This window comes from Sphingomonas sp. Leaf412 (assembly GCF_001425405.1).
GTDB lineage: Bacteria > Pseudomonadota > Alphaproteobacteria > Sphingomonadales > Sphingomonadaceae > Sphingomonas.
This window is the reverse complement of sequence record NZ_LMQP01000003.1, coordinates 365,161-387,655: the sequence shown is the minus strand read 5'-3', so window position 1 is coordinate 387,655 and position 22,495 is coordinate 365,161. Positions and strand designations below refer to the sequence as shown.

Sequence of the window (22,495 nt, the reverse complement as noted above, 5' to 3'; positions counted from 1 at the left end):
CCCCCCCCCCTTTCCTGCGCGCGGCAGGGTCAGGCCGCGACGGCGGCCGCCCGGCCCGACCGGCGGCGCATCGCGCCACCGACCGCGCCGAAGCCCAGGATCATCAGCGCCCACGTCGCCGGCTCCGGCACCCCGCCACCGGCGAGCGAATAGGACGCCACGTCCCAGAACAGGCTGTTCGGATTGGCGTCGCCCGACCCGCTGGACAGGATGTAGTAGCGCGCGCCCGAGAAGGTCGAGGTGATCGACCCGCCCAGCGACTCGTCCCGGTCGTAGCTGCCGACGACGGTGCCGAGCAGCACGCCCAGGTCGTCGAACGCGGCCACGTTCACGGGATTGTCGTCGTCCCCGCCGGCATCGCCGTAGTTGAACGTGATCGACCCGATCGACTGGTTGAACGTGAAACGCTTGGCCGAAAACCTGCCGTCCCGGACGCTCGCCGCGCCCTTTCCGATCAGCGCCACATTGCTGTCCCCGACGAGCACGACGCCGCCGCCTTCGGACGTGATGGTCAGCTGGACCGGGCCGTCGTCCACGACGAGGCTCGCATAACTGCCCGCGGCGACGCCCTCCAGGTCGAACGGCGTGGCGGCGATGGCCGGTGCGGCGGCAAGCAGCGCCGCGGCGCCGATGGTCCCGGCAAACATGATTTTCATGTCGTTTCCCCCTCGTGGCGGTCGATCGGGGAAGCCGCGGTCGACCCACGGACCGGTCGGTCCGCCCGTTCCGCTACGGCGCAGCGGATCCTCATCGTTTCTTAACCTGAATCGCCCGCCATATCATCGCAATTTGTTCCATTCCGGCCATATTGTAAGGATTTGACGGAACGGCCCGCGCGACGGCGACACGGCGCACCGCCCTTTCCCGTCCGCCGCCGCATCCCTATCTCCCGGCACTGGCCTCCCCCGCGGAACGGAAGTAGAACCCTCGCCCATGGCACTCACCCACATTTCCGTCCGCGGCGCGCGCGAGCACAACCTGAAGGATGTCAGCGTCGACATCCCGCGCGACACGCTCACCGTCATCACCGGCCTCTCGGGCTCGGGCAAATCCAGCCTCGCCTTCGACACCATCTATGCCGAGGGGCAGCGCCGCTACGTCGAATCGCTCAGCGCCTATGCGCGGCAGTTCCTGGAACTGATGCAGAAACCCGACGTCGACCATATCGAGGGGCTCAGCCCCGCGATCTCGATCGAGCAGAAGACGACCAGCCGCAACCCGCGCTCCACCGTCGCGACCGTGACCGAAATCTACGACTATATGCGCCTCCTCTGGGCGCGTGTCGGCATCCCCTATTCCCCGGCCACCGGCGAACCGATCGCGGCGCAGCAGGTCAGCCAGATGGTCGACCGCGTCATGAGCCTGCCCGAGGGCACGCGCCTCTACCTCCTCGCCCCCGTCGTGCGCGGGCGGAAGGGCGAATATCGCAAGGAGCTGGCCGAATGGCAGAAGGCGGGCTTCACCCGCGTCCGCATCGACGGCGAATTGTACGAGATCGACGAGGCCCCCGCGCTCGACAAGAAGTTCAAGCACGACATCGAGGTCGTCGTCGACCGCCTCGTCGTCGGCGGCGACATCGGCACGCGGCTGGCGGACAGTTTCGAACAGGCGCTGAAGCTCGCCGACGGCCTCGCCTATGTCGACCCCGCCGACCCCGTCGAACCGCGCACCCCCGCGTCGGCGGTCCTTGGCGACCACGCCCCCCCCGGCCGCATCGTCTTCAGCGAGAAGTTCGCCTGCCCGGTCAGCGGCTTCACGATCGCGGAGATCGAACCCCGCCTGTTCAGCTTCAACGCGCCGCAGGGCGCCTGCCCGGCATGCGACGGCCTGGGCGAGAAGCTGATCTTCGACGAGGATCTCGTCGTCCCCAACCACGCGCTCAGCATCAAGAAGGGCGCGGTCGTCCCCTGGGCGAAATCCAACCCGCCCTCGCCCTATTACATGCAGGTGCTGGGCAGCCTGGCGAAGGCGTACGACTTCGCGCTCGACACCCCCTGGGCCGACCTGCCGCAGGAGGTGCGCGACATCATCCTCCACGGGACGAAGGGGAAACCCGTCACCCTGACCTTCATCGACGGGAAGAAGTCCTACGACGTCAAGAAGCCGTTCGAGGGCGTCGTCGGCAACCTCAACCGCCGCCTGCTACAGACGGAAAGCGCGTGGATGCGCGAGGAACTGGGCAAGTACCAGTCCTCGCAAGCCTGCGAAGTCTGCCACGGCGCGCGCCTGAAGCCGGAGGCGCTGGCGGTGAAGATCGCCATGAAGGACATCAGCTACGCCACGCACCTGTCCGTGGTCGACGCGCTCGCCTTCTTCACCGACCTGCCGTCGCACCTGGGCGATCAGCAGCGCGCGATCGCGGAACGCATCCTGAAGGAGATCGTGGAGCGGCTGGGCTTCCTCAACAACGTCGGCCTCGATTACCTGAATCTCGACCGCACGTCGGGCACCCTGTCCGGCGGGGAATCGCAACGCATCCGCCTCGCGTCGCAGATCGGCAGCGGCCTGTCGGGCGTCCTCTACGTCCTCGACGAACCCTCGATCGGCCTGCACCAGCGCGACAACGACATGCTCCTCGCCACGCTCCGCCGCCTGCGCGACCTCGGCAACACTGTATTGGTGGTGGAGCATGACGAGGACGCGATCCGCACCGCCGACTATGTCATCGACATGGGTCCCGGCGCGGGCGTCCACGGCGGCGAGATCGTCGCGCAGGGCACGCTGAAGCAGCTCCTGAAATCGAAGGGCAGCGTCACCGCCGATTACCTGACCGGCCGCCGCGCGGTCCCCGTGCCGGACAAGCGCCGCAAGGGATCGGGCAAGAAGCTGACCGTCCACAACGCCACCGCCAACAACCTGAAGGGCGTGACCGCCAGCATCCCGCTCGGCACCTTCACCTGCATCACCGGCGTGTCCGGCTCGGGCAAGTCCAGCTTCACGCTCGACACCTTGTACGCCGCCGCCGCGCGCGAGCTGAACGGCGCGCGCATGCTGGCGGGCAAGCACGACAAGGTCACCGGCCTCAACCACCTCGACAAGGTCATCGACATCGACCAGTCGCCGATCGGCCGCACCCCGCGCTCCAACCCCGCGACCTACACCGGCGCCTTCACCCAAATCCGCGACTGGTTCGCCGGCCTGCCCGAGTCACTCGCGCGCGGCTACAAGCCCGGCCGCTTCAGCTTCAACGTGAAGGGCGGCCGGTGCGAGGCGTGCCAGGGCGACGGCGTGCTGAAGATCGAGATGCACTTCCTCCCCGACGTCTACGTCACCTGCGACGTGTGCCACGGTGCGCGCTACAATCGCGAGACGCTGGAGGTGAAGTTCAAGGGTCACTCCATCGCCGACGTATTGGACATGACGGTCGAGGACGCCGCCGAATTCTTCAAGGCCGTGCCCCCGATCCGCGACAAGATGGCGATGCTGGTCGAGGTGGGCCTGGGCTACGTCAAGGTCGGCCAGCAGGCGACGACCCTGTCCGGCGGCGAGGCGCAGCGCGTGAAGCTCGCCAAGGAACTCTCCCGCCGCGCCACCGGCAGCACGCTGTATATCCTGGACGAACCCACCACCGGCCTGCATTTCGAGGACGTCCGCAAGCTGCTGGAAGTCCTCCACGCGCTCGTCGAGCAGGGCAACACCGTGGTCGTGATCGAACACAACCTGGATGTCATCAAGACCGCCGACTGGGTCATCGACCTCGGCCCCGAAGGCGGCGTGAAGGGCGGCGAGATCGTCGCGGAAGGCGTGCCGGAGACGGTCGCGGGGGTGAAGGGCAGCTTTACGGGGCGGTATCTGGCGCCGTTGTTGGGGAAGGAGCTGAACACCAATTGAATTGTCTTAAATAATTTTACAAACTATAATGAATCAACCCCATCTCGAACCATATCGACAAAACCGGAAGTATTTGAAAAATAGTTTTGATAAACATATGTAAGACTAGGGATATCAACCGATTTAACTAGAACGATATCTGATTTACCTTCGAATTTTGTCTCAAGTTCACTTAGTTCTCTCATGGCGCTAGTCAATGACTCATACGAACGAGTTTGCAACTGTCCAAGTGTTTCTGGCTCAAGCGAGAACATTAAAATCGTATTCTGCTTGAAGTCAAGAACTGGCGCTGCCGTCTGAAGTCTTTCAAGCGATGACAAAAGATGCGTCCGCTCCTCGTATTTGTAGAGGAGGTTTTTGAGATCACTATCACTTGTTTCGGGCAGGCAGGAGGTTCTGTGCTCAGTAGTCCGTGCAATTATCTCCGAAGCTATTCGAAAAAACTCTAGATAATCCTGATCGCCCCGACCAAATTTCGGCTGGTTCAACGACGTCATGCCCGCCGTTTCGACCGCAGTAGCCCAAGCGTGTTGAGCGCTCGTCCGATACTGAATTTCAACATGAAGGCCATTGTAAGCAGTCGAAAAGCCCGGCTTACCCATATACTCATAAATTTCGTGGACGCCTCGATATCCCGAGATTTTTGGATGGAGTATGTAATCCTTTGATTTTTCTACACTTCTTCTACTATTCATTCTAGCTAAACGCAAACTATCTCTAAATGAGTAGAGTTCATCCACCGTTTCAAAAATCAATCGACAGCCAGCAACATCATTCATTGCCGCAAGAGCCATGTTAGGCTCCCTGACTACCTTGTCTAAAATTGTTACGCGCCTTTTTAACCTTTGACCGACTTTCGCTTTATCCTTCGCTCGGTTACGAAGAGTCATTTGAAATGTATTAATTACGTGAGCATGAGACGCACGCCAATTTTCAATAACCTGCATGTCATCTTCGGTAGCCCTACCTTTACGAAATCGCCGGCCAGCAGCAGAAACTCTGCTCGCAGTATATTTTGGCTCGGGAAATGAAGTCATAAAGTTAGCGCGCTCGCTTTATAATTATCAAATATATTAGTACTGCGTCTAGGTCAGGTTGCCAACCCCACCGCCCGCCTCAACGCCTCATTCATCCGCCCCTGCCACCCCGCGCCACCCGCACGGAACCGCTCGATCACATCCGGATCGAGCCGCAGCGTCACCTGCCGCTTGGCGCTCGCGCCCAGCGGCGGACGACCGGCGGTGCGCCAAGCGCCGGGACGGATGATGCGGTCGCCGACCGCGATTTCCGCGGTTGCGATCATCTCGTCGGTCCATTCCGGCGCATCGTCCGGGTCAATCCAGGTGCTTTCCGAACCAGGCTTGCTCTCGCTCATTGCACTTCCTCATCGAAATGATGCGCCGTCCCCGCATCGCGTCTGACCACACCACCATCACCAACCGCTCATCGAGCAACCCGTAGGTCTGGAATCGCGGCTCGGGATAATCGAACCGCTCGTCCGGTCGCGTGTAGGTCAGCCCCGCGAACAACCGGCCCGCATCCGCAAAATCCAGCCCCCGCTCGCGCAGCGTCTTCTCGCGCTTCTCGGGGTCAAAGCTGATTTCCACGCGTCCATTATGTAACTACGGAAATCAAGCCGTCAAGCGTGGCCCCGACCGCCCGTCACCCCGGCCTCGTACCAAGGTCCACGCCCGCCGCGCCGCCAACCCCAATCCCCCCTGTCCTACACCCTCCAACATCCCGCACCCTCCCGCGCACATCCGCACCGGGAGACCGCGCATGACCGTCACCTCGCCCATGGAAGGCATCACCGCCCCCGCCCGCAAGGCGACCAGCCCGCCGCCACTCCTCCCCCACGACCCCGCGCACATCTCCCGCCGCCAGGACGGCTGGTCCGCCGCGAACCAGCGCGCCTTCCTGGAAGGGATCGCGGAGGGCGAGGGCGCGGAGGCGGCCTGTGCGCGCGTCGGCCTGTCGGTCACCTCCGCCTACGCCTTCCGCCGCACGGCGAAGGGCGCCGCCTTCGCGCTCGGCTGGCGCGCCGCGGCGCTGGTCGCGCGGGAGGCGATCGCGGAAACCCTGCTCGTCCGCGCGCTGAACGGACAGGTCGAAACCTATGTCCGCGGCGAGACGGTCGTCACCCGCCACCGCCACGACAATCGCCTCGCGCTGTCGCTGCTCGCCCGGCTGGACCGGCAGGTGGAGGCCGCCGCCGATGCCGATGCGCGCGCCGCGCGGCTGGTCGCGCAGGAATTCGACGCCTTCCTCGACCTGCTCGGCCATGACGGGGGGCCGGCGCGCGCGGGCCTGTTCCTCGCGCGGCGCGCGGGCGGGCTGGCCGATAACGACGCAAGCGACGCCGCCGCCGCCGATCTCGCGCCCATCTACGCGCTCGCCGCCGCGGACCGGTTCGCGCGCACCGGCGTCGCCACCGCGCAGGAGGTCGCCGTCGCGGACCTCGACCCCGCGCACCGGGCGGCCTGGACCGCGGAACAATGGGCGCGCGCGGAGGCGGCGGGCCTCGTCGCGCTCGCCTGCCCCGCGATCGACGCCGCCGCCGATACCCCTTCCGCGCCTCAACATTCGCAACATTCGCCCGACGCCGCCGACGCGCACGCGCACCGCGTCTGGTGGGACGAGGCGTGGGAGGCATGGCGGACCAGCTTCCCGCCCCCGCCCGGCTTCGTCGGTCATCAGGAGCACGAGCCCGACCATCCCGACTATCGCCGCACCTTGTGCCCGCTGGAGGCGCAGGTGATGGGCGGCGACCCCCACCGGCATTCGCCGCAGGAACTGGCGGCGCTGGCGATCGCGCGCGACGCGTTCTTCGGCATCGCGGCCGCTCCCCCGCCCGACGATGCGCCCGCCACCCCGTCCGATCCGGCCGTCCGGCCCGACATCGCCCCCTCCCGCGACGCCCCGGCCCGGCCTGCCACCGGCGCGCCGCTCCCCGGCGCGGCGGGCGTGAACCTTTGCCCGGCTGCTTCGTCTTGGCCTGACGGTATCAGCGAGGACGATTTCCCATGAGCATTTTCGGCGCGATCAAGAAGGCGATCTTCGGCGACAACGGCCCGCTCGGCGGACAATTCTCGGGCCGGAAGGATGCGCCCGCCGCGCCCCCTCCCCCCGCCGCCCCGCGCCCGACCGCGACCGCGCCCGCCGCGCCGCCCGCTCCCGCCGCACCGCCCGCCCCCGCCCCGGCGCAGGCGGTGGACGTCGAACAGGTGCTGACCCGCATCCAGCAGCAGAAGGGCAATCCCGACCTCAACTGGCGCACCTCGATCGTGGACCTGATGAAGCTGCTCGACATCGATTCCAGCCTGTCGAACCGCAAGGAGTTGGCGACCGAACTCGGCTACACCGGCGCGACGGACGGGTCGGCGGAGATGAACATCTGGCTGCACAAGGCGGTGATGCGCGAGCTGGAGAAGAACGGCGGCACCGTCCCCGCGGGCCTGAAGGACTGACCGGTCGGGACGGGCCGGCGCGGAAGCGACCGGGCCCCCCGCCCGCGGTCCGCGCCCCCCGGCCCCTCGCACCACGCGGGGATCGCCACCTCCCCGGCGAAGGCGGCACGACGGCGAGAACCGGCGCCGTCACGCCAGGCTCGCCCCGGCATCCGTGACGTCGCAAGGGCAGCAGCCGACGACCGTGCGGCACGATGGATCTTGGGGCCCGTCCGGGGCGACGGGGTGCTGGCGGATACTAGCGGTTTCCCCTGTTCTACATCCCCCGACCTGCGATATCGTAGCACCATCCCGCCAGAAACCCCGCGAGCCCGCCCGATGACATCTACCACGCCACGCCGCGCACTGGCCCACCGCGGGAACGCCTACCCCGCCCGGCGGTTGACCCACCCATGACCGATACTCCCAAGCCCCGCCGCCGCGCCCCCGCCCGCCGCCCCGCCACCCGCCGCCCCCGCGCCGACAAGACCGCGGGCCGCACGATCGTGATCGCCGCCGCGGGTGCGGTCGGCGCGCTCGCGGCGGGCGTGTTCGGCGCGCTGAAGCTGGGCTGGCTCGATCGCGCGCTCGGCCGCCCCGACGGCGCCGAGCATGCCGCGCCCGATCTGGCCCTCGACGCGCCGACGCCGGGCACCGATCGTGCGCCGCTGGCCTTCCGCCCCGATCCCACCGCCGCGGTGCCGGACAGCGAGCGCGAGGCGCTGCGCCCCGCCACCGGTCCCGCCCCGACGCTCGCCGCCACCGCGGGCACGGTCGCGAACCAGGCCGACTAGCGCGGGAACCAGCGCATCACGCCCCCCGCGGTCGGCGTCCATCGCCCGATGCGGACCCCGGCGAAGGCGAAGGCGCGGCCCGTCCACACGTTGCACGTGGTGCGCCAGTCGTACCGCCCCCGCCCCGGATAGAAAGCGTCATGTCCGTCATAGCCCCGGACCGGTTCTCCCTCGCCCAGCGATGCGCGCACGAACGCCGCCAGCCGCCGGTACTCGCTTGGCCGCAGCACGACGGCGCGCACCGCCCGCCCCGCCACCGGGGGGGCGACATGCTCGACGTGCAGCACGGTGTCCGGACTGCCCGCGACCGCCCTGACGATCGTGCCCGGCCGCACGTCCCACCACGTCGGGGTCCCGACGAAGAAACCGCGCTCGCCCCAGCCGACCGCGACATGCCCCCACCCGCCGTAGCGCGGATCGCGGATGGCACCCGCGGGGAAGACACGGGTCCAGTCGACCCCCGCGGCCCGCTTGGGCATCACGATCGAGGTGTGGACGCCATTGTCCTCCACCCACACGGTCACGCCGCCCGCGACGGGCGCGCGCCACGACGCGTTCACCGCGACCCGGCTGCCGATCGCCGCCGCGACCGCATAGGCCGCGATCAGCAGCGCGGTCGCGGCGGCTATCCCGCCAAGGAGTCGGATGCATGTCCTCATCACCTCATGCTATGCCGATGACATGACCGACGCCACGCACGTTCTCGACACCCCGCCCGCCCATGCCGGGGTCGACTGGACGATCCCGCAGGACTGGGACCGCTACACCGCGCAGGAACATGCGACGTGGGACACGCTGTTCGCCCGCCAGTCGGCATTGCTGCCGGGCCGCGCGTCGGAGGCGTATCTGCGCGGACTGGACGTGCTGCGCCTGTCGAAACCGGGCATCCCCGACTTCGCCGAACTGTCCGACCGGCTGATGGCGCTGACCGGGTGGCAGGTGGTGGCGGTGCCCGGCCTCGTCCCCGACGACGTGTTCTTCGACCACATGGCCAACCGCCGCTTCGTCGCGGGCAATTTCATCCGCCGCCCGGACCAGCTGGACTATATCCAGGAACCCGACGTCTTCCACGACGTCTTCGGCCACGTCCCGATGCTCGCGGACCCGGTGTTCGCCGACTATCTGGAGGCCTATGGCCGCGGCGGGCAGCGCGCACTGGAACTGGGGGCGCTGAAGAACCTCGGCCGCTTGTACTGGTATACGGTCGAATTCGGCCTGATCCAGGAACCGGAGGGCCTGCGCATCTACGGATCGGGCATCGTCTCGTCCGCCGCCGAAACCCGCTTCGCGCTGGAAAGCGACAGCCCGAACCGGCTCGGCTTCGACCTCGCCCGCGTCATGCGGACCGACTATCGCATCGACGATTTCCAGCAGAACTATTTCGTCATCTCCAGCTTCGACGAACTGCTTCGCGCCACCGTCGATACCGACTTCGCCCCGTTATACGCGACGATCGCCGCCGAACCCGACATCCCCATCGCGACGATCCTGCCCGAGGACACGGTCGTGACCCGCGGCACGCAGGAACATGCCGCGCGTCGGGCCGGCCAGATAGCACACCCGTGATTCCGGGCGCCGATGTTGCGCGTGCACTGCGCGACGGCGTTCCCGGTAGGGCTCTGGTTAGAGCGTCAGTATCGCCGTAGCCGCCGATGTCCCGTCGGCGCGTTGCAGCAGGGAATGCTGGATCGCCCGCGCCGTACGAGGCACGCGGCAATGGTACACCTCGGCGCCGTTCATCGTCACCCGGATGGGACGGTCCAGATCGACAAGCGCGTCCGACAATCGCAGCATGAGGCCCGACGGTATCTTCCCCCGCAGGACGATATGCTGTCCGACGACACGGGCGTCGATCGTGTCGCCGGTACGCGCCGCCGCGACGTCCGGAATTTCGAGCCAGTAGAATCGCGTCGCCGCGACATCGTCCTGTACCCATGTCACCCTCGACGGCCAAGGCTTGCGCGTGAAGGTCGCCATCCATGGCACTGCTTCGGCATCCCGCCGGTCCATCCAGTGCGGCAGGCCGGGATAGATGCGACAGGTGGACGTAGTCACGCGGATCGGCGGCGTGCAGCCGGTCCAACGCCGCCGTCCGCTCCACCGCGAGCCTGTTGCGATCATATGCGCTGTCCGCGCCGCCCATCAGGATCGCGAACGGCAGGTTGCGCAGCGGGAGCAGCGACGCATCGCCCGGATGCCCTGCCATCATCGCCGCCGCGGCGAACCTGTCGGCCATCCGGGGCGCCAGTTGCCAGACCCCGTCTCCGCCGGCCGAGTACCCCATCAGGTAGACCTTGTCCGGGTCGACGCCGTTCAGCGCCACCTGATCGTCGATCAGCCGCTGGAACATGGGGTCGATATGCGGCTCATGCCACAGGTTCCACGTGTCGGTGGGCGCGCGCGGCGCGAGATATATCCCCTCCGCCGGGGTGTAGAGACGGATCTGGTTCGCCCATTGCTGGTCGTTCAGTTCCGGGGGAGCGTTGCCGCCGCCGTGCATCGAAATCCACAGGCTGCGGTGGCCGAACGGTGCATTGCCGAAGGTACGCGACTCCCATCGCAGCGTCTTTCCGTCCACGACCAGCGCCTTGGCGGCGACCTCGCCCCCCCGGCTGTCGACCAGTTCCTTCAGCCTCGCGGCGGTCAGGATATGCAGGGCCTGGGCGGCTGTCGCGCGATCGAGCGGCGCCGTCATGAACGCGGCGTCGGCCTTTCGCGCCGCGGGCACGCGCGCCACCCAATCCTTTAACGCGGCGATCATGGCGGGCGACCCGATCGCGGGACGGCGCGCACCCGCGTCGCAGCGCAACCGAACGTCGGTCGGGGGCGAACGCCCGACCGACGCGGCCGGACTGCCACCCTGTGCCTGGACCGTTAGCAAGGCGATGGCCGCCATCGTCAAACCAAGCATGTCCATCCTTCCTTGCGGGTCGTGACGAGACGGCACCGGTTCGACCGTGCGCGTATCATGCCCTTCCCGTGCGCGCGCGCGACGGTCGAATCGGTGGTCCGCCGTACGGCCCCGCTCACCGCCTCCTCACGACGCCGCCCGTAGCGTGGCGGCATCGCACGCCCGCCGGAGGGTACCGCCGTCCGGCGACCCCCTCCTGCGGACGACCCGTCGACGTCCCTTCAGGGCCGCCGACGGGGAGTCGATCACATACGGACCGACAAGCCTGCGACGAGCTGCCGACCGAGCAGATCATAGCCCATGACGGTGTTGGTACGCAGCAGGCCGATCCGCTCGCGGCTGTTCGGAACCAGCGGCGGATCGATGTCGAAGATGTTGTTGGCGGCCAGGCGGAACGTCATCTGCTTCGACACGTCGAAGCTCAACGACAGGTCGAACCAGTTGTACGCCTTGATACCGGGATAGTCGGTCCACTTCGTATCGTCGGGCTGCTCCGGCACGCCGCGGTCGGCGGGTGCGTAGACGGCCAGCGGCATGCCGCCGCGGTGACGCCAGTTCAGCGAGATATTGGCCTGCTTGTCCGGCGAGGTCCATGTCGTGCGGAACTGGTGTGCCCAGCGCGGCATGCTTTCACCGCAGCCATAGCCGAAATAGCCGACGCAGTTGCGCGGAACCGAAATCGGCGTGGCCTGCCCGCCGACATACGTCATCAGCGTCCCGTTGAGGTTCAGGTTGATCCGACCCGCGCCGCCCAGGTTCAGATCGTACTGGCCCTGGAAATCGATACCTTCCGACTTGGACCGATAGGCATTGCGCACGCCGCGGACGACGTAACCGGTGGTGATGGTGCGTCCGGCAGCGCTGAACAATGTGCCCGTTCCGGGATTTCGGACGACGCCCTGGCAGAAATAGTCGAGCCCCGATGTCAGGCACTCGTTCAGATATTCCTGCGGCTGAACGAAGGCGAGTTCGTCACGCACATTGATCTGCCACCGGTCGACCGACACGACCAGGTCGCGGAGGAAGCGCGGGCGCAAGACGACGCCATAGGTCGTCGTGTAACCGGTCTCCGGCTGTAGCGGATAGCCGTTCTGGCGGACGGTGCAGGCATCGTCGGGACAGGCGAGCGACGGCGAGTTGTAGAGGTTGTCGGGCAGTCCGGTGTTCCGGCATTGCGCGACGGTGTAGATCGGGGGAAGCCGCCGGCCGTTGGGGTCGCTCGGGTTGATGCGCGGCCCGCACGGGTCGGAGAAGAAGCCCGCTTCGGTGAAGACGTCCTGCGCCTCGTTCACCGTCCGGGCGTCCGGCGCACGCTGCGCCTTGTTGTACGAACCACGGAATGAGACGTCCGCGATCGGCGACCAGAGGCCCTCGACCTTCCAGGTATCGAACTTGCCTTGCAGGCGATTGTACTTGGACAGGCGATAGCCGGCGTTGACCTGGAGCAGGTCGGTCCACGACTGATCCTCGATCAACGGCGCCTGGAGTTCGATGTTCGATTCCAGGACGGTCTGCGTGAAGCGCGATTCCGCCCCCAGGTCGTCGCGGGCGGCGGCGGCGTTGCGGGTGTTGCGGTCCAGTTCCGACCGGTATTCGGCGCCCAGCGCGACGGCGACGCCCTGCGATGCCAGCGGGGAGACGATCCCGTACTTGCCCAGGTCGCCGCTGACCGTCCCGAGGAACTGGAGCAGTCGCGGCGTCCGGATGATCGCGGCCTGGTTGCTTTCGTTGAACAGATACTCGGCGATCGCCGGATCGCTGTTGTTCGGAATGAAGGCGTTGAACGGGACGCAGTCGCCGCCGACGCGGCAGGTCGGCCGGCCGTTGACGTTGATGACGTCGAGGGTGTTGTTGAACTGCTGGTAGGGAACGAACGCCGTACCATAGGACTCGATCTGCGACCGCGAGATCATGCCCGCCAGATCGTAGCTCCAGATCCCGTCGGCGGTACGTCCGCGAAGGCCCGACGTGATGCGGTAGCTTTGATTGACGTAGCGCGTCCGGCGCGCGGGCAGGCCGTCGAAACGATAGCGGACGTCCAGCAGCGCGGAACTGCCCGCCACCCCGGCCGACGCGCCGCACAGGTCGCGCGCCTGCGCGCTCGACAGGAACGGGTTGTCGCAGTTCACCCGATACGGCGGCTGCCCGAAGTTGAGGTAGCTTTCGTTGCGGTTGAGCAGGGTGTTGAACGACGAATCGCGATAGGCCAGCACGTTGGCGTAGAATTCGATCTGGTCGTTGATCTCCGCGGTCAGGAAGCCGCCGGTGTTCCACCGCTTGAAATCGCGCTGATAGGAGAAGTCGTCGAACGGATTCGCCGATGTCCCGGGCGCGGAATTGATCGGGACGAACGTCCTCGACCCGGTCGGATCGTTGACCAGGAACTGACCGTTGCGCGGCCCGGAGCGCGGAATGATCGTGCCGGCGCCGGTGTAGGAGGCGCGCAGGCACGCGGGCGCCGCGGTGCGGCTTGACTTGGTCAGTTCGCACGCGGAATGCGAGCGATTGGAGAAGGGCAGGAGGTCGGACTGCGCGTAGTTGAGATAGGTGGTGATGTTCACCCGGTTGTCGAACAAGTTCAGGCCCGACGCGATGTTGAGGTTGACGCGCGCGCCGTCATTGGCCCAGCCGGACCGGAAATTCAGCCCGACCGCCCGGGCCGTTTGGGCGGCGACCCCGTCGCGATTGTGGTGATTGAAGAAGCTGTACGTCCCGTCCAGCCGCACGCCTTCGAAATTCTTCTTCAGGATGAAGTTCACGACACCCGAAACCGCGTCCGACCCGTATACCGACGAGGCGCCGCCCGACAGCACGTCGACGCGTTCGGTCAGCATCGTCGGGACGATGCCGACGTCGATCGTGTTCGGCAGGCCGAAGCGGAGCCCGTCGATCAGCATCAGCGTGCGCTCGTAGCCCAGGCTGCGCAGCTTGATGCGCTGCCGCCCTTCGGAGTCGCTGTAATTCTGCTCGGTGTTGACCTGCACCTGCGGCAGGCGGTTCAGCACCTCCTCGATCGTGGTGGCGCCCTGCGCCGCGATCTCCGCGGCGGTGGTCGTCACGATCGGCGCCGCCGACTTGGTGTTCGGGCGGGCGATACGCGTGCCCGTGACGACCAGTTCGTCCCGGCCGCTTGTGTCGGTATCGGCGCCCTCGGCACGCAGCTTCGCGTCCGCGACCGGATCGCCCGCAAGCGTCGGCATCGTCTCCTGCGCCCATGCCGGTGCCGCCACCGTCGCCATCGCGGCGACGAAGCTGGTCGTCGCCATCAGTTTCACGATCGTCTTCATGTCGTTTCCCCCGTTTCGGACGACGCCCGTCATTGCGGTACGTCGGTCCGGCAGCCGCCCTGAACGGCCGTTTGAAGCGTTGAGTTGGTTGGTTTTGTCGGTCCGCGGACGCCGCGTGCCGTCGTCAGCGCGTGGCCGGTTCCGTCGCAACGGGACGTGCCCGTCCGCCCGCCACGCCATCCGGCGTACGGAATGACAGCGGCGGCACGCGGCCCCCGAATATGCGCAACGTCGTTGGTCCCATCTGCCCCGCCCCCGGATTTATGACTGAAGGCAACGCCAGGGTTGATCCTTCGCGGGGAAGACGAAGCTGCGGGGCAGAACCCTTAAAGTTTTTATTTCATCCGCAGGAACGTTCGCCGTCGGGCGCATTCGGGCAGGGTCGCCGCGGTCGCGATCGGCGCCGCCGACGACCGTATCCGCCGGATACTGCGCGATTCCCGCCCGGCGGCGCGTCGCGGGCCTACGGGCGCCGCATCTTCCACGCGTCGCCCGCCCGGACGACCTGGACACCGAACAGCGCCTCGACGTCGGCGGGGTTGTCGCGCAGTCCCGCCGGACTGACGACACCGGTGAACCGCTCCGCCCGCAGGTCCGGCGAGACGCGCACGTCCCGGCCCAGCGCGATCGACAGGTCCGCGGCCACGGTCGACAGCGCGGCGTCGCGATACCGCATCGACGGTCGCGACCATCGTCCCACGTCGCCGGCCGGGATCGACACGAGTACCACGCGGCCGTCCGCGATGCGCGCGCCCTGCCCGGGATCAAGCCGCACGTCGGTGCGATCGGGGTTCACGAGCACGGCGCCCTCCGCGACATCCACGCGCAGCCCGGCGGGTTCCACCGCCACCTCGAACACCGTGCCCGCATCCACGAGCCGCTGCCCCTCCGCGACCACCGTGAAGGGACGCGCCGGATCGTGCCGGACCCGGAACAGCGCCTGGCCGCGGTCCAGCCTGGCCCAGCGCGCGTCGCCCCGGTCCAGTTGCAGGCGCGCCGTGCCCGACAGCCCGACGACGGTACCGTCGCGCAGGCGGATCTCCCGCGTCCCGCCGTCGGCGGAGGCGACCGTCACGATGTCCCGCGATCCGCGGAGCTGGGGGCGGACGGCCAGCACCACGGCAAGCGCGATCGCGAGGACGACCGCCGCGACGGCGCCGATCGGCATCATCCGTTTCATCGCGATCGGCAGGAAGCCCGGCCAGCGCCCCGGTGCGGAAGCGACCGGTCCCTCGGCCGCCGCGCCGGTCGCGCCGTCCGCGGCGACATCGTCGTCGTGGCCGGCGAAGCGCTCCCCGAACGCCGCCGCCGCGCCCACCCGTTCGAGCAGCGCGGGACGACGGGCGTCACCGTCCATCCAGTCGCCGAACGCGTCCCAATCGTCGAAATCGGGGGAGGCGGTCCGGATCGACCAGTCGACCGCGCCCTCGATTTCGGCCGCCTCGTTCCAGTGACGGTCGCTCATCCGGCCTTGCGCCTCAGGAATGGGACTGGTCATATTCCGCCTTAAGGTCGAGCAGCAGTCGGTACGCCTTGCGCAGGTCGCCCTCGATCGTCCCGATGCTGACATTCAGTTCGTCGGCGATCTCGCGCTGGGTCGCCCCGTCGATCCGGTGCCGGCGGAAGACCGTGGCGACGCGATGTCCCGCGGCGTGCAGCCGCGTACCGACGCGCGCGATCAACTGGCGATGGATCAGCGTCGATTCGGCATCCGCGCGGCCGCAGTCTTCCAGGATCCGGCTGACGTCCGCAAAGGCGGTGTCGCGCGCCGATTTGGCCCGCCGCTGCCGTTCGTGGTCGATGATCGCGCTATGCGCGATGCGGAACAGATAGGATCGCGGCGATCGCACGTCCGGCGCCGACGCATCGCCCCGGGGAAGGCGCAGCCACACCTCGTGCAGCACATCCTCCGCGATGTCGTTGGACAGGCGGGAGCGGATGAAGCTGAGCAGGTTGCGCCGGTTGGCGGCGAATGCGGCTTCCAGCACGCCGCCCCCCTGCCGGGGCGCGTCGGTTGCGTCGGCGGCCGAACCGCCCACCATGGCTGACGCGCCGGTCCGGTTCACGGACGTCGCGCACGATCGGGGAAACCGAAGTCCACGCGGCCCGACAGCTTGATCCGCATTGCAAACAACAGTCCCTGGCGCCCGCTTCGGTGCCCCGGCGTATCACAAAGCCGCGACGCGCTTCAACCGCGCGCTGACGCCGCCGACGTCCGTCGCCGCACCGTGCGCGCGGGGCCGCGACCTGTCCCGATCAATGGAAAAAAGCTGGTGCACCCGACTGGATTCGAACCAGTGGCCTCTGCCTTCGGAGGGCAGCGCTCTATCCAGCTGAGCTACGGGTGCCTTCGCGTCGCCTAGCAGGGGTGCGTGGCGGATGCCAAGCCGTTTTCAGCGCGCGATGCGGACCGGCTGGAACGGGGCGAGGCCGCAGCTGGCGCCCGCCATCGGGGGCGCCTGCATCAGGACGGTGATGATGTCCTGCGCGCACAACTGGCTCAGCGATGTGGCGTAGGAGAAGCGGCGTTCGAACCCCAGGCCCGGGCACGCCTGCGGCAGGGTGACGCGATAATAGCGGTCGCGCGCGATGCGGAAATCGATGATGCGGTCGGACCGGACGATGCTTTCGCGCAGTTTCTGCAACGGCACGCACGCGCGCGGTGCGCCGTCGGGGACGGCGGCGGGGATACGGTCGCGCGCGCTGCCGGCGGTGGCGGTCGACAGCAGCAGGAGGATCGCGATCGGGCGGAGAGTCATGCGCGGGGCTCCTTCGGGACCGGCACCTTGGGCGCCGGCGTCTTGGGCCTGAACGCGCACAGGTCGACGACGATGCAGCGCCAGCATTCGGGCCGCCGCGCCTTGCACACGTAGCGGCCGTGCAGGATCAGCCAGTGGTGCGCATGGAGGCGGAACGGCGTGGGCGTCGCCTTGTCCAGCGCCTTTTCCACCGCCAGCACGGTCTTTCCCTTCGCCAGCCCGGTGCGGTTGCCGACGCGGAAGATGTGGGTGTCGACCGCGAACGTCTCCGCACCGAAGGCGGTGTTCATGACGACGTTGGCGGTCTTGCGCCCGACGCCGGGCAGCGCCTCCAGCGCGTCGCGGTCCGCGGGTACCGCGCCGCCGTGGTGCGCGATCAATGCCTCGCTGAGCGCGATGACGTTCTTCGCCTTCGTGTTGAACAGGCCGATCGTGCGGATATGCTGCTTCAGCCCGTCGAGGCCGAGCGCCACCATCTTTTCCGGCGTGTCGACCGCGGCGAACAGCGCGCGCGTCGCCCGGTTCACGCCCGCGTCCGTGGCCTGCGCGGACAGGACGACCGCGACGAGGAGGGTGTAGTCGTTGACCGATTCCAGCTCGGTTTCGGGATGCGGGTTGGCCTCCGCGAGGCGGCGGTAGAATTCGAACGCGTCCGCCTTCCTCAAAGGCCGAGCACCTCGGCCATGGCGTAGCGGCCGGGCGCACGGCCCGCGAGCCACAGGGCCGCCTTCACCGCACCGCGGGCGAAGATCGAGCGGTCCTCGCCGCGGTGGCCCAGTTCGATGCGCTCGCCCTCCCCTGCGAACACCACCATATGGTCGCCGACGACGGAGCCGCCGCGCAGGCTGGCGAAGCCGATCGTGCCTTCGCTGCGCGCGCCGACGAGGCCGGCGCGGCTGTCCACCCGCACCTCGCCCAGCCGCGTGTCGCGACCCGCCGCGGCGGCGTCGCCGAGCAGGAGCGCGGTGCCCGACGGGGCGTCCACCTTGTGCCGGTGGTGCATCTCCACGATCTCGATATCCCAGTCGGCGCCCAGCCGCGCGGCGGCGTCGCGCACCAGGATGCCGAGCAACGTGACGCCGAGCGAGGTGTTGCCCGTCTGGAGCACGGGAATGATATCGGCGGCCTGTTCGATCAGCGCGTGGTGCGCCGCGGTCAGGCCGGTGGTGCCGATCACGATCGGGGTGCGCGCCGCGACCGCGGCGGCGAGGTGCGATTCGAGCGCGGCGGGGGTGGAGAAATCGACCAGCACGTCGGCCGCCTGCGCCAGCGGCAGGGGATCGCCGCCCGCGTCGACGCCGCCCGCGACGGTCGCGCCCTCCGCCTCCACGATGGTGGCGATCACGCGGCCCATGCGGCCGGCGGAACCGTAGATGCCGATACTGGTCATGCGCGCCTGCTACCGCGAACCACGCCACGGCGCCAGCGGGGTCGAGGGGCCGGCGGGGGCGAAAGGTCACGAAAGGTCGCACGGTCGGGCGGATCGCGCGCATCGGGACGACCGGTCGGCGACGGCGGTCGGGCGGGACGATGGCAGGATCGCGGGATGTAGGACAGCGTCCTTTTTTGTCGTTCTATTACAATGTTTTGGAAGGCGTCATTGCAACGGCGCGTCGCGCTGCGCCAGGATCGCCGGGGCGTAGGGGATTGGCGCGGCGGCGGGCATCGCGGCGAGCGCGCGTTCGATCGTCGCGGCGCGGTCCTTCGCGGACGGATGCGTGCGGCTGTGGAACATGCCGCCGTCGATCTTCGCTCCCTGCGTCCGCCAGAAGCGCACCGCCGCCTGCGCGTCCCAGCCCGCGTTGCGCAGCAGGAAAGCGCCGAGCACGTCCGCCTCGGTCTCGGTCTCGCGGAACAGGCGCGCGTTGCGGCCGAACTGCGCGAGCAGGCCCCATTTCACCCCCGCCGCCTCCAGCCGGATGCGGTGGCGCAGGATCGTGTGCGCCAGTTCGTGCGCGACGACGACCGCGATCTGTTCGTCGTCGAAGCGCAGGAACAGCGGCGCGCCGACCTGCACGACCCTTCCATCCGACGATGCGCCCAGCTTCGTGGTCGCCAGCACCTCGAACTCCGCGCGGCAGCCCGCGACCGGCCGCACGCTCGCGACCTGCGCGATGGAGCCGCGCCGCAGCGACAGGGCGACCGGCGTGCCGGGCGCGACGGCGGCGAGGCGCGCCTGCGCGGCGTCGCGTGTCGCGGCGGTGACGTCCCCCGACGGCGCGGGGACCGGCAGCGCGACGCCGTCGATCGCGGTCACGCCGTCGTCGGCCCGCACGCCCGCCGCGGCGGCGGGACCGCCGGGCACGACCAGCTCGACCGCGACGGGCGCGGGAAAGCCGAACACCTGCCGCACCGCGGTCGCATCCGCGGCGGGATATTGGTCGATGGCGTGGAGGGTCAGGCCCAGCACCGGCTGCTGCTCCCGGCACAGCGCGACATTGGCGGTGACCAGCCGATAGGCGATCCGCGCCAGCCGGGTGTCGAGTTCGCGCAGGCCCTCGTACGGGGCGGTATCGGGCGACACGGCGGTCGCGGGCGACGCGGCGACGAGCGCGAGGGCGGTGAGGAACCGGATCATCGCGCGCGGGGTCGCGCATGCACGGGGCGATTGCAAGCGCGGGCGGGTGGGGTAGGTAGGGAGAAACGTCTGCCTGTGCCGCCTGCCACGGGCCGTCCTCACCCGGTGCTCCTATCCCGGCGGGAGAGGGAGGGAGCGGCGAAGCCGCGGAAGGGTGAGGGCGGTCGGGCGGCGCAGCGAAGGAGAAGATCGAACGGATGACCGACACGACGATCGCCGACGAACCGAGCGGCAAGGACATCCGCCTCGTCATCTCCGCCTCCGCGCTGGGGACGGTGTTCGAATGGTACGACTTCTTCATCTACGGCACGCTCGCCGCGTCGGGGATCATCGGGCGCGCGTTCTTTCCCGCGGGGAACGAGGCGGTGCAGACGTTGCTGGCATGGGCGGGGTTCGCGGTGGGCTTCGGCTTCCGTCCGCTAGGCGCCGCGCTGTTCGGCTATCTCGGCGACCGGCTGGGGCGGAAGTACACCTTCCTCGTCACGATCACGCTCATGGGCGTCGCGACCGCGGGCGTGGGCCTGACGCCCAGTGCGGCGACGATCGGCTTCGCCGCGCCCGCGATCGTGCTGCTGCTGCGCGTCGCGCAGGGGCTGGCGCTGGGGGGTGAATATGGCGGCGCGGCGATCTACGTCGCGGAACATTCGCCGAAGGGACGGTCGGGCTTCTACACCAGCTTCATCCAGGCGGGCGTGGTCGGCGGGTTCCTGCTCAGCCTCGCCGTCATCCTGTTCTTCAAGGCGGTGATGACCGAGGCGGCGTGGCAGGACTGGGGCTGGCGCCTGCCGTTCCTGTTCTCGATCGCGCTGCTGGCGATCTCGCTGTGGATGCGGTTGAAGCTGTCGGAGAGCCCCGTCTTCCAGAAGATGCGCGCCGCGGGGACGCGCGTCGCCAATCCGCTGAAGGCCAGCTTCACCTATCCGGGCAACGTGCGCCGGATGCTGGTGGCGCTGTTCGGGATCGCGGCGGGGCTGACCGTGATCTGGTACACCGCGATGTTCTCGGTCCTGTCCTTCCTGCAAACGACGATGCGGGTGGAGGAGACGACCGCGCAGCTCATCACCGGCGTCGGCGTGCTGGCGGGCGTCGGCTGGTTCCTGCTGTTCGGGCACGTCAGCGACAAGGTGGGGCGCAAGAAACCGATCGTCGTCGGCTATATCCTGACGTTGCTGCTGCTGTTCCCGATCTTCTGGACGATCGGATCGGCGGCGAACCCGGCGCTGTCGCGCGCGGCGGCGACGAACCCGGTGGTCGTCCACGGCGCGGACTGTTCGTACAGCCCGTTCGCGAAGGAACAGGGGACGGCGTGCGGGAAGCTGCTGGACCGATTGTCGAAGAAGGGCGTGCCCTACACCGTCGCCGCCGGAGCCGTGACGCACGTGACGGTGGGATCGACCGACATCGGCCAGCCCGACGCCGCCGCGCTGGACGCCGCCCTCGGCAACGCGGGATACGATCTGGCGAAGGTGGTGCCGTCGGCGGGGAATATCGCGCTGATCCTGCTGGCGATCCTGGGCATGTCGCTGCTGTCTGGCATCACCTACGGCCCGGTCGCCGCGTTGCTGGCGGAGATGTTCCCGCCCGAGATCCGCTATTCCTCGCTGTCGATCCCCTATCATCTGGGCACGGGATATTTCGGCGGATTCCTGCCCTTCATCAGCCAGTATATCGTCGCCAAGACGGGCGATCCGTATGCGGGCCTCTGGTACACCTGGGGCGTGACGTTGATGGCGCTGATCGTCACCGCGGTGTGGCTGAGGGACGATCGTGGCGGTGGCGCGGGCGGGGACGAGGCGCTAACCGCGCAGGGATGACCGCGCCCAACCGTCTGCTGCTCGATACCGCCGCACTCGTCGCCAACTGGCGCGCGCTGGCGCGGATGAGCGGGGATGCGGCGTGCGGCGCGGCGGTGAAGGCGGACGGCTACGGCCTGGGCGCGCGCGACGTGGTGGCGCGGTTGCGGGCGGCGGGGTGCCGCGACTTCTTCGTCGCGACCTGGGCGGAGGCGGCGGCGCTGGCGGGGTCGGGCGCATCGCTGTCCGTGCTGCACGGCGTGCGCGCCGACGACATGGCGGCGATCGCTTTGCCCGGCGTGCGGCCGGTGCTGAACACCGCGGCGCAGGTGGCGCGCTGGCGCGCGGCGCACGGGGGCGCGTGCGACGTGATGGTCGACACGGGCATGAACCGGCTGGGCATATCGGCGGACGACATCGCGGCGGGGCTGCTCGACGGCCTGAGCATCGACACGCTGATGAGCCACCTCGCCTGCGCGGACGACGACAGCGCGATGAACGCGCGGCAGCTGGCGGCGTTCGCCGCGCTGCGCGGGCGGACGGGGGCGCGGCGGATGAGCCTGGCCAATTCGGCGGGAATCGCGCTGGGCGCCGAATACGCCTTCGACCTCACGCGGCCGGGGCTGGCGCTGTACGGCGGCATCCCCTCCCCCGCGCTGGCCGACGTCGTGCGGCCGGTGGCGACGATCGAGGCGGAGGTGTTGCAGCGGCGGCTGGTGCCGGCGGGCGCGACGGTGGGGTATAACGCCTGCTGGATCGCGGCGGCGGAGACGTGGGTGGGGATCGTGAACCTCGGCTATGCCGACGGATACTGGCGCGGTTTCTCGGATCGCGGCCGCGCGTTCGCGGGCGACGCGGTGCTGCCGGTGATCGGGCGGGTATCGATGGACCTCGTCGCGCTCGACCTGGGCACTACGGCCGTCGGCGAGGGGGACCGGGTGCGGTTCGACCCCGACCTGCCGCGCGCGGCGGCGGCGTCGGGGATGAGCCAGTATGAATTGCTGACCGGGCTGGGGAAGAGGTTCGCGCGGGTGTGGGCCTAACCACCGTTCGTGCTGAGCGTAGTCGAAGCACATGCGCCGCGCATGGCCTTCGA

At 68.5% G+C, this 22,495-nt stretch carries 21 protein-coding genes and 1 tRNA gene; 8 read left to right on the top strand and 14 right to left on the bottom strand.

Annotation, left to right across the window (positions count from 1 at the left end; translation table 11 throughout):
• Positions 1-29 precede the first annotated feature (29 nt).
• Positions 30-656: a PEPxxWA-CTERM sorting domain-containing protein gene (locus ASG29_RS17510; RefSeq protein ID WP_055982997.1), complete on the bottom strand. Its 627-nt coding sequence runs from the start codon at positions 654-656 to the stop codon at positions 30-32.
• A 277-nt stretch (positions 657-933) separates the two neighbouring features.
• Here ASG29_RS17510 and uvrA point away from each other — a divergent pair, with 277 nt between their 5' ends.
• Entirely contained in the window at positions 934-3,831 is a 2,898-nt protein-coding gene (gene uvrA, locus ASG29_RS09010; protein ID WP_055982995.1) for an excinuclease ABC subunit UvrA, read from the top strand.
• A gap of 23 nt (positions 3,832-3,854) precedes the next feature.
• Here uvrA and ASG29_RS16410 read toward each other — a convergent pair whose 3' ends face one another.
• The 3 genes from ASG29_RS16410 to ASG29_RS09000 form a co-directional block, all read right to left on the bottom strand.
• Positions 3,855-4,778, bottom strand: coding sequence for a RelA/SpoT domain-containing protein (locus ASG29_RS16410; RefSeq protein WP_235532845.1), 924 nt, complete (start codon positions 4,776-4,778; stop codon positions 3,855-3,857).
• Positions 4,779-4,921: 143 nt separating this feature from the next.
• A complete protein-coding gene (locus ASG29_RS09005; protein WP_055982993.1) occupies positions 4,922-5,206 on the bottom strand; it encodes a BrnA antitoxin family protein in 285 nt (94 codons plus the stop codon).
• The gene (locus tag ASG29_RS09000) at positions 5,166-5,438 is read right to left on the bottom strand and encodes a BrnT family toxin (protein ID WP_055982992.1); all 273 of its coding nucleotides are present in this window, start codon (positions 5,436-5,438) and stop codon (positions 5,166-5,168) included. The genes ASG29_RS09005 and ASG29_RS09000 overlap by 41 nt, the downstream gene beginning before the upstream one ends.
• A 172-nt stretch (positions 5,439-5,610) precedes the next feature.
• On the opposite strand from ASG29_RS09000, the gene ASG29_RS08995 reads away from it, so the two are divergent.
• The 3 genes from ASG29_RS08995 (at position 5,611) to ASG29_RS08985 (ending at position 8,071) form a co-directional block, all read left to right on the top strand.
• Positions 5,611-6,858: a hypothetical protein gene (locus tag ASG29_RS08995; RefSeq protein ID WP_055982990.1), complete on the top strand. Its 1,248-nt coding sequence runs from the start codon at positions 5,611-5,613 to the stop codon at positions 6,856-6,858.
• A complete protein-coding gene (locus ASG29_RS08990) occupies positions 6,855-7,298 on the top strand; it encodes a DUF3597 domain-containing protein (protein WP_055982988.1) in 444 nt (147 codons plus the stop codon). Before ASG29_RS08995 ends, ASG29_RS08990 begins: the two co-directional genes overlap by 4 nt.
• 392 nt (positions 7,299-7,690) lie before the next feature.
• The gene (locus tag ASG29_RS08985; RefSeq protein WP_055982986.1) at positions 7,691-8,071 is read left to right on the top strand and encodes a hypothetical protein; all 381 of its coding nucleotides are present in this window, start codon (positions 7,691-7,693) and stop codon (positions 8,069-8,071) included.
• On the opposite strand, the gene ASG29_RS08980 is transcribed toward ASG29_RS08985, so the two are convergent.
• Positions 8,068-8,730 carry a DUF2459 domain-containing protein gene (locus ASG29_RS08980; protein ID WP_055982984.1) on the bottom strand — a complete coding sequence of 221 codons (663 nt, stop codon included), beginning with the start codon at positions 8,728-8,730 and terminating at the stop codon, positions 8,068-8,070. The genes ASG29_RS08985 and ASG29_RS08980 overlap by 4 nt on opposite strands.
• A 22-nt stretch (positions 8,731-8,752) precedes the next feature.
• Between ASG29_RS08980 and phhA the strand changes: the two genes are divergently transcribed.
• A complete protein-coding gene (gene phhA / locus ASG29_RS08975; RefSeq protein ID WP_055982981.1) occupies positions 8,753-9,637 on the top strand; it encodes a phenylalanine 4-monooxygenase in 885 nt (294 codons plus the stop codon).
• A 57-nt stretch (positions 9,638-9,694) separates the two neighbouring features.
• On the opposite strand, the gene ASG29_RS08970 is transcribed toward phhA, so the two are convergent.
• The gene (locus ASG29_RS08970) at positions 9,695-10,126 is read right to left on the bottom strand and encodes a hypothetical protein (RefSeq protein WP_156457960.1); all 432 of its coding nucleotides are present in this window, start codon (positions 10,124-10,126) and stop codon (positions 9,695-9,697) included.
• Between ASG29_RS08970 and ASG29_RS16705 the strand changes: the two genes are divergently transcribed.
• Positions 10,113-10,820 (top strand): hypothetical protein, encoded by a 708-nt coding sequence (locus ASG29_RS16705; protein WP_156457959.1) that lies wholly within the window; start codon positions 10,113-10,115, stop codon positions 10,818-10,820. The two genes, ASG29_RS08970 and ASG29_RS16705, sit on opposite strands and share 14 nt — an antisense overlap.
• A gap of 407 nt (positions 10,821-11,227) precedes the next feature.
• On the opposite strand, the gene ASG29_RS08960 is transcribed toward ASG29_RS16705, so the two are convergent.
• From ASG29_RS08960 to ASG29_RS08925, 8 genes are all read right to left on the bottom strand, one after another.
• Positions 11,228-14,269, bottom strand: coding sequence for a TonB-dependent receptor plug domain-containing protein (locus ASG29_RS08960; RefSeq protein WP_235532844.1), 3,042 nt, complete (start codon positions 14,267-14,269; stop codon positions 11,228-11,230).
• 463 nt (positions 14,270-14,732) lie between these two features.
• A complete protein-coding gene (locus ASG29_RS08955) occupies positions 14,733-15,734 on the bottom strand; it encodes a FecR family protein (RefSeq protein WP_055982974.1) in 1,002 nt (333 codons plus the stop codon).
• Between the two features lie 13 nt (positions 15,735-15,747).
• Positions 15,748-16,257, bottom strand: a complete 510-nt coding sequence (locus ASG29_RS08950) for an RNA polymerase sigma factor (protein ID WP_162242958.1) — start codon at positions 16,255-16,257, stop codon at positions 15,748-15,750.
• Between the two features lie 283 nt (positions 16,258-16,540).
• Positions 16,541-16,617 (bottom strand) — tRNA-Arg (locus ASG29_RS08945).
• A 45-nt stretch (positions 16,618-16,662) separates the two neighbouring features.
• Entirely contained in the window at positions 16,663-17,028 is a 366-nt protein-coding gene (locus ASG29_RS08940; RefSeq protein WP_055982969.1) for a hypothetical protein, read from the bottom strand.
• The gene (gene nth / locus ASG29_RS08935) at positions 17,025-17,693 is read right to left on the bottom strand and encodes an endonuclease III (protein ID WP_055982968.1); all 669 of its coding nucleotides are present in this window, start codon (positions 17,691-17,693) and stop codon (positions 17,025-17,027) included. Before nth ends, ASG29_RS08940 begins: the two co-directional genes overlap by 4 nt.
• Positions 17,690-18,418: a 4-hydroxy-tetrahydrodipicolinate reductase gene (gene dapB, locus ASG29_RS08930; protein WP_055982966.1), complete on the bottom strand. Its 729-nt coding sequence runs from the start codon at positions 18,416-18,418 to the stop codon at positions 17,690-17,692. The genes nth and dapB overlap by 4 nt, the downstream gene beginning before the upstream one ends.
• Positions 18,419-18,625: 207 nt before the next feature.
• Positions 18,626-19,606 carry a M48 family metallopeptidase gene (locus ASG29_RS08925; protein ID WP_055982964.1) on the bottom strand — a complete coding sequence of 327 codons (981 nt, stop codon included), beginning with the start codon at positions 19,604-19,606 and terminating at the stop codon, positions 18,626-18,628.
• A 197-nt stretch (positions 19,607-19,803) separates the two neighbouring features.
• On the opposite strand from ASG29_RS08925, the gene ASG29_RS08920 reads away from it, so the two are divergent.
• Both ASG29_RS08920 and alr read left to right on the top strand, forming a co-directional pair.
• Positions 19,804-21,420, top strand: coding sequence for an MFS transporter (locus ASG29_RS08920; protein ID WP_055982961.1), 1,617 nt, complete (start codon positions 19,804-19,806; stop codon positions 21,418-21,420).
• Entirely contained in the window at positions 21,417-22,442 is a 1,026-nt protein-coding gene (gene alr / locus ASG29_RS08915; RefSeq protein WP_055982959.1) for an alanine racemase, read from the top strand. The genes ASG29_RS08920 and alr overlap by 4 nt, the downstream gene beginning before the upstream one ends.
• Positions 22,443-22,495 lie beyond the last annotated feature (53 nt).

Coding starts and splice junctions, on each gene's coding strand:
- ASG29_RS17510 (WP_055982997.1), bottom strand. CDS start 656: ATGAAAATCATGTTTGCCGGGACCATCGGCGCCGCGGCGCTGCTTGCC.
- uvrA (WP_055982995.1), top strand. CDS start 934: ATGGCACTCACCCACATTTCCGTCCGCGGCGCGCGCGAGCACAACCTG.
- ASG29_RS16410 (WP_235532845.1), bottom strand. CDS start 4,778: ATGCAGGTTATTGAAAATTGGCGTGCGTCTCATGCTCACGTAATTAAT.
- ASG29_RS09005 (WP_055982993.1), bottom strand. CDS start 5,206: ATGAGCGAGAGCAAGCCTGGTTCGGAAAGCACCTGGATTGACCCGGAC.
- ASG29_RS08995 (WP_055982990.1), top strand. CDS start 5,611: ATGACCGTCACCTCGCCCATGGAAGGCATCACCGCCCCCGCCCGCAAG.
- ASG29_RS08990 (WP_055982988.1), top strand. CDS start 6,855: ATGAGCATTTTCGGCGCGATCAAGAAGGCGATCTTCGGCGACAACGGC.
- ASG29_RS08985 (WP_055982986.1), top strand. CDS start 7,691: ATGACCGATACTCCCAAGCCCCGCCGCCGCGCCCCCGCCCGCCGCCCC.
- ASG29_RS08980 (WP_055982984.1), bottom strand. CDS start 8,730: ATGAGGACATGCATCCGACTCCTTGGCGGGATAGCCGCCGCGACCGCG.
- phhA (WP_055982981.1), top strand. CDS start 8,753: ATGACCGACGCCACGCACGTTCTCGACACCCCGCCCGCCCATGCCGGG.
- ASG29_RS08960 (WP_235532844.1), bottom strand. CDS start 14,269: ATGAAGACGATCGTGAAACTGATGGCGACGACCAGCTTCGTCGCCGCG.
- ASG29_RS08955 (WP_055982974.1), bottom strand. CDS start 15,734: ATGAGCGACCGTCACTGGAACGAGGCGGCCGAAATCGAGGGCGCGGTC.
- ASG29_RS08940 (WP_055982969.1), bottom strand. CDS start 17,028: ATGACTCTCCGCCCGATCGCGATCCTCCTGCTGCTGTCGACCGCCACC.
- dapB (WP_055982966.1), bottom strand. CDS start 18,418: ATGACCAGTATCGGCATCTACGGTTCCGCCGGCCGCATGGGCCGCGTG.
- ASG29_RS08925 (WP_055982964.1), bottom strand. CDS start 19,606: ATGATCCGGTTCCTCACCGCCCTCGCGCTCGTCGCCGCGTCGCCCGCG.
- ASG29_RS08920 (WP_055982961.1), top strand. CDS start 19,804: ATGACCGACACGACGATCGCCGACGAACCGAGCGGCAAGGACATCCGC.
- alr (WP_055982959.1), top strand. CDS start 21,417: ATGACCGCGCCCAACCGTCTGCTGCTCGATACCGCCGCACTCGTCGCC.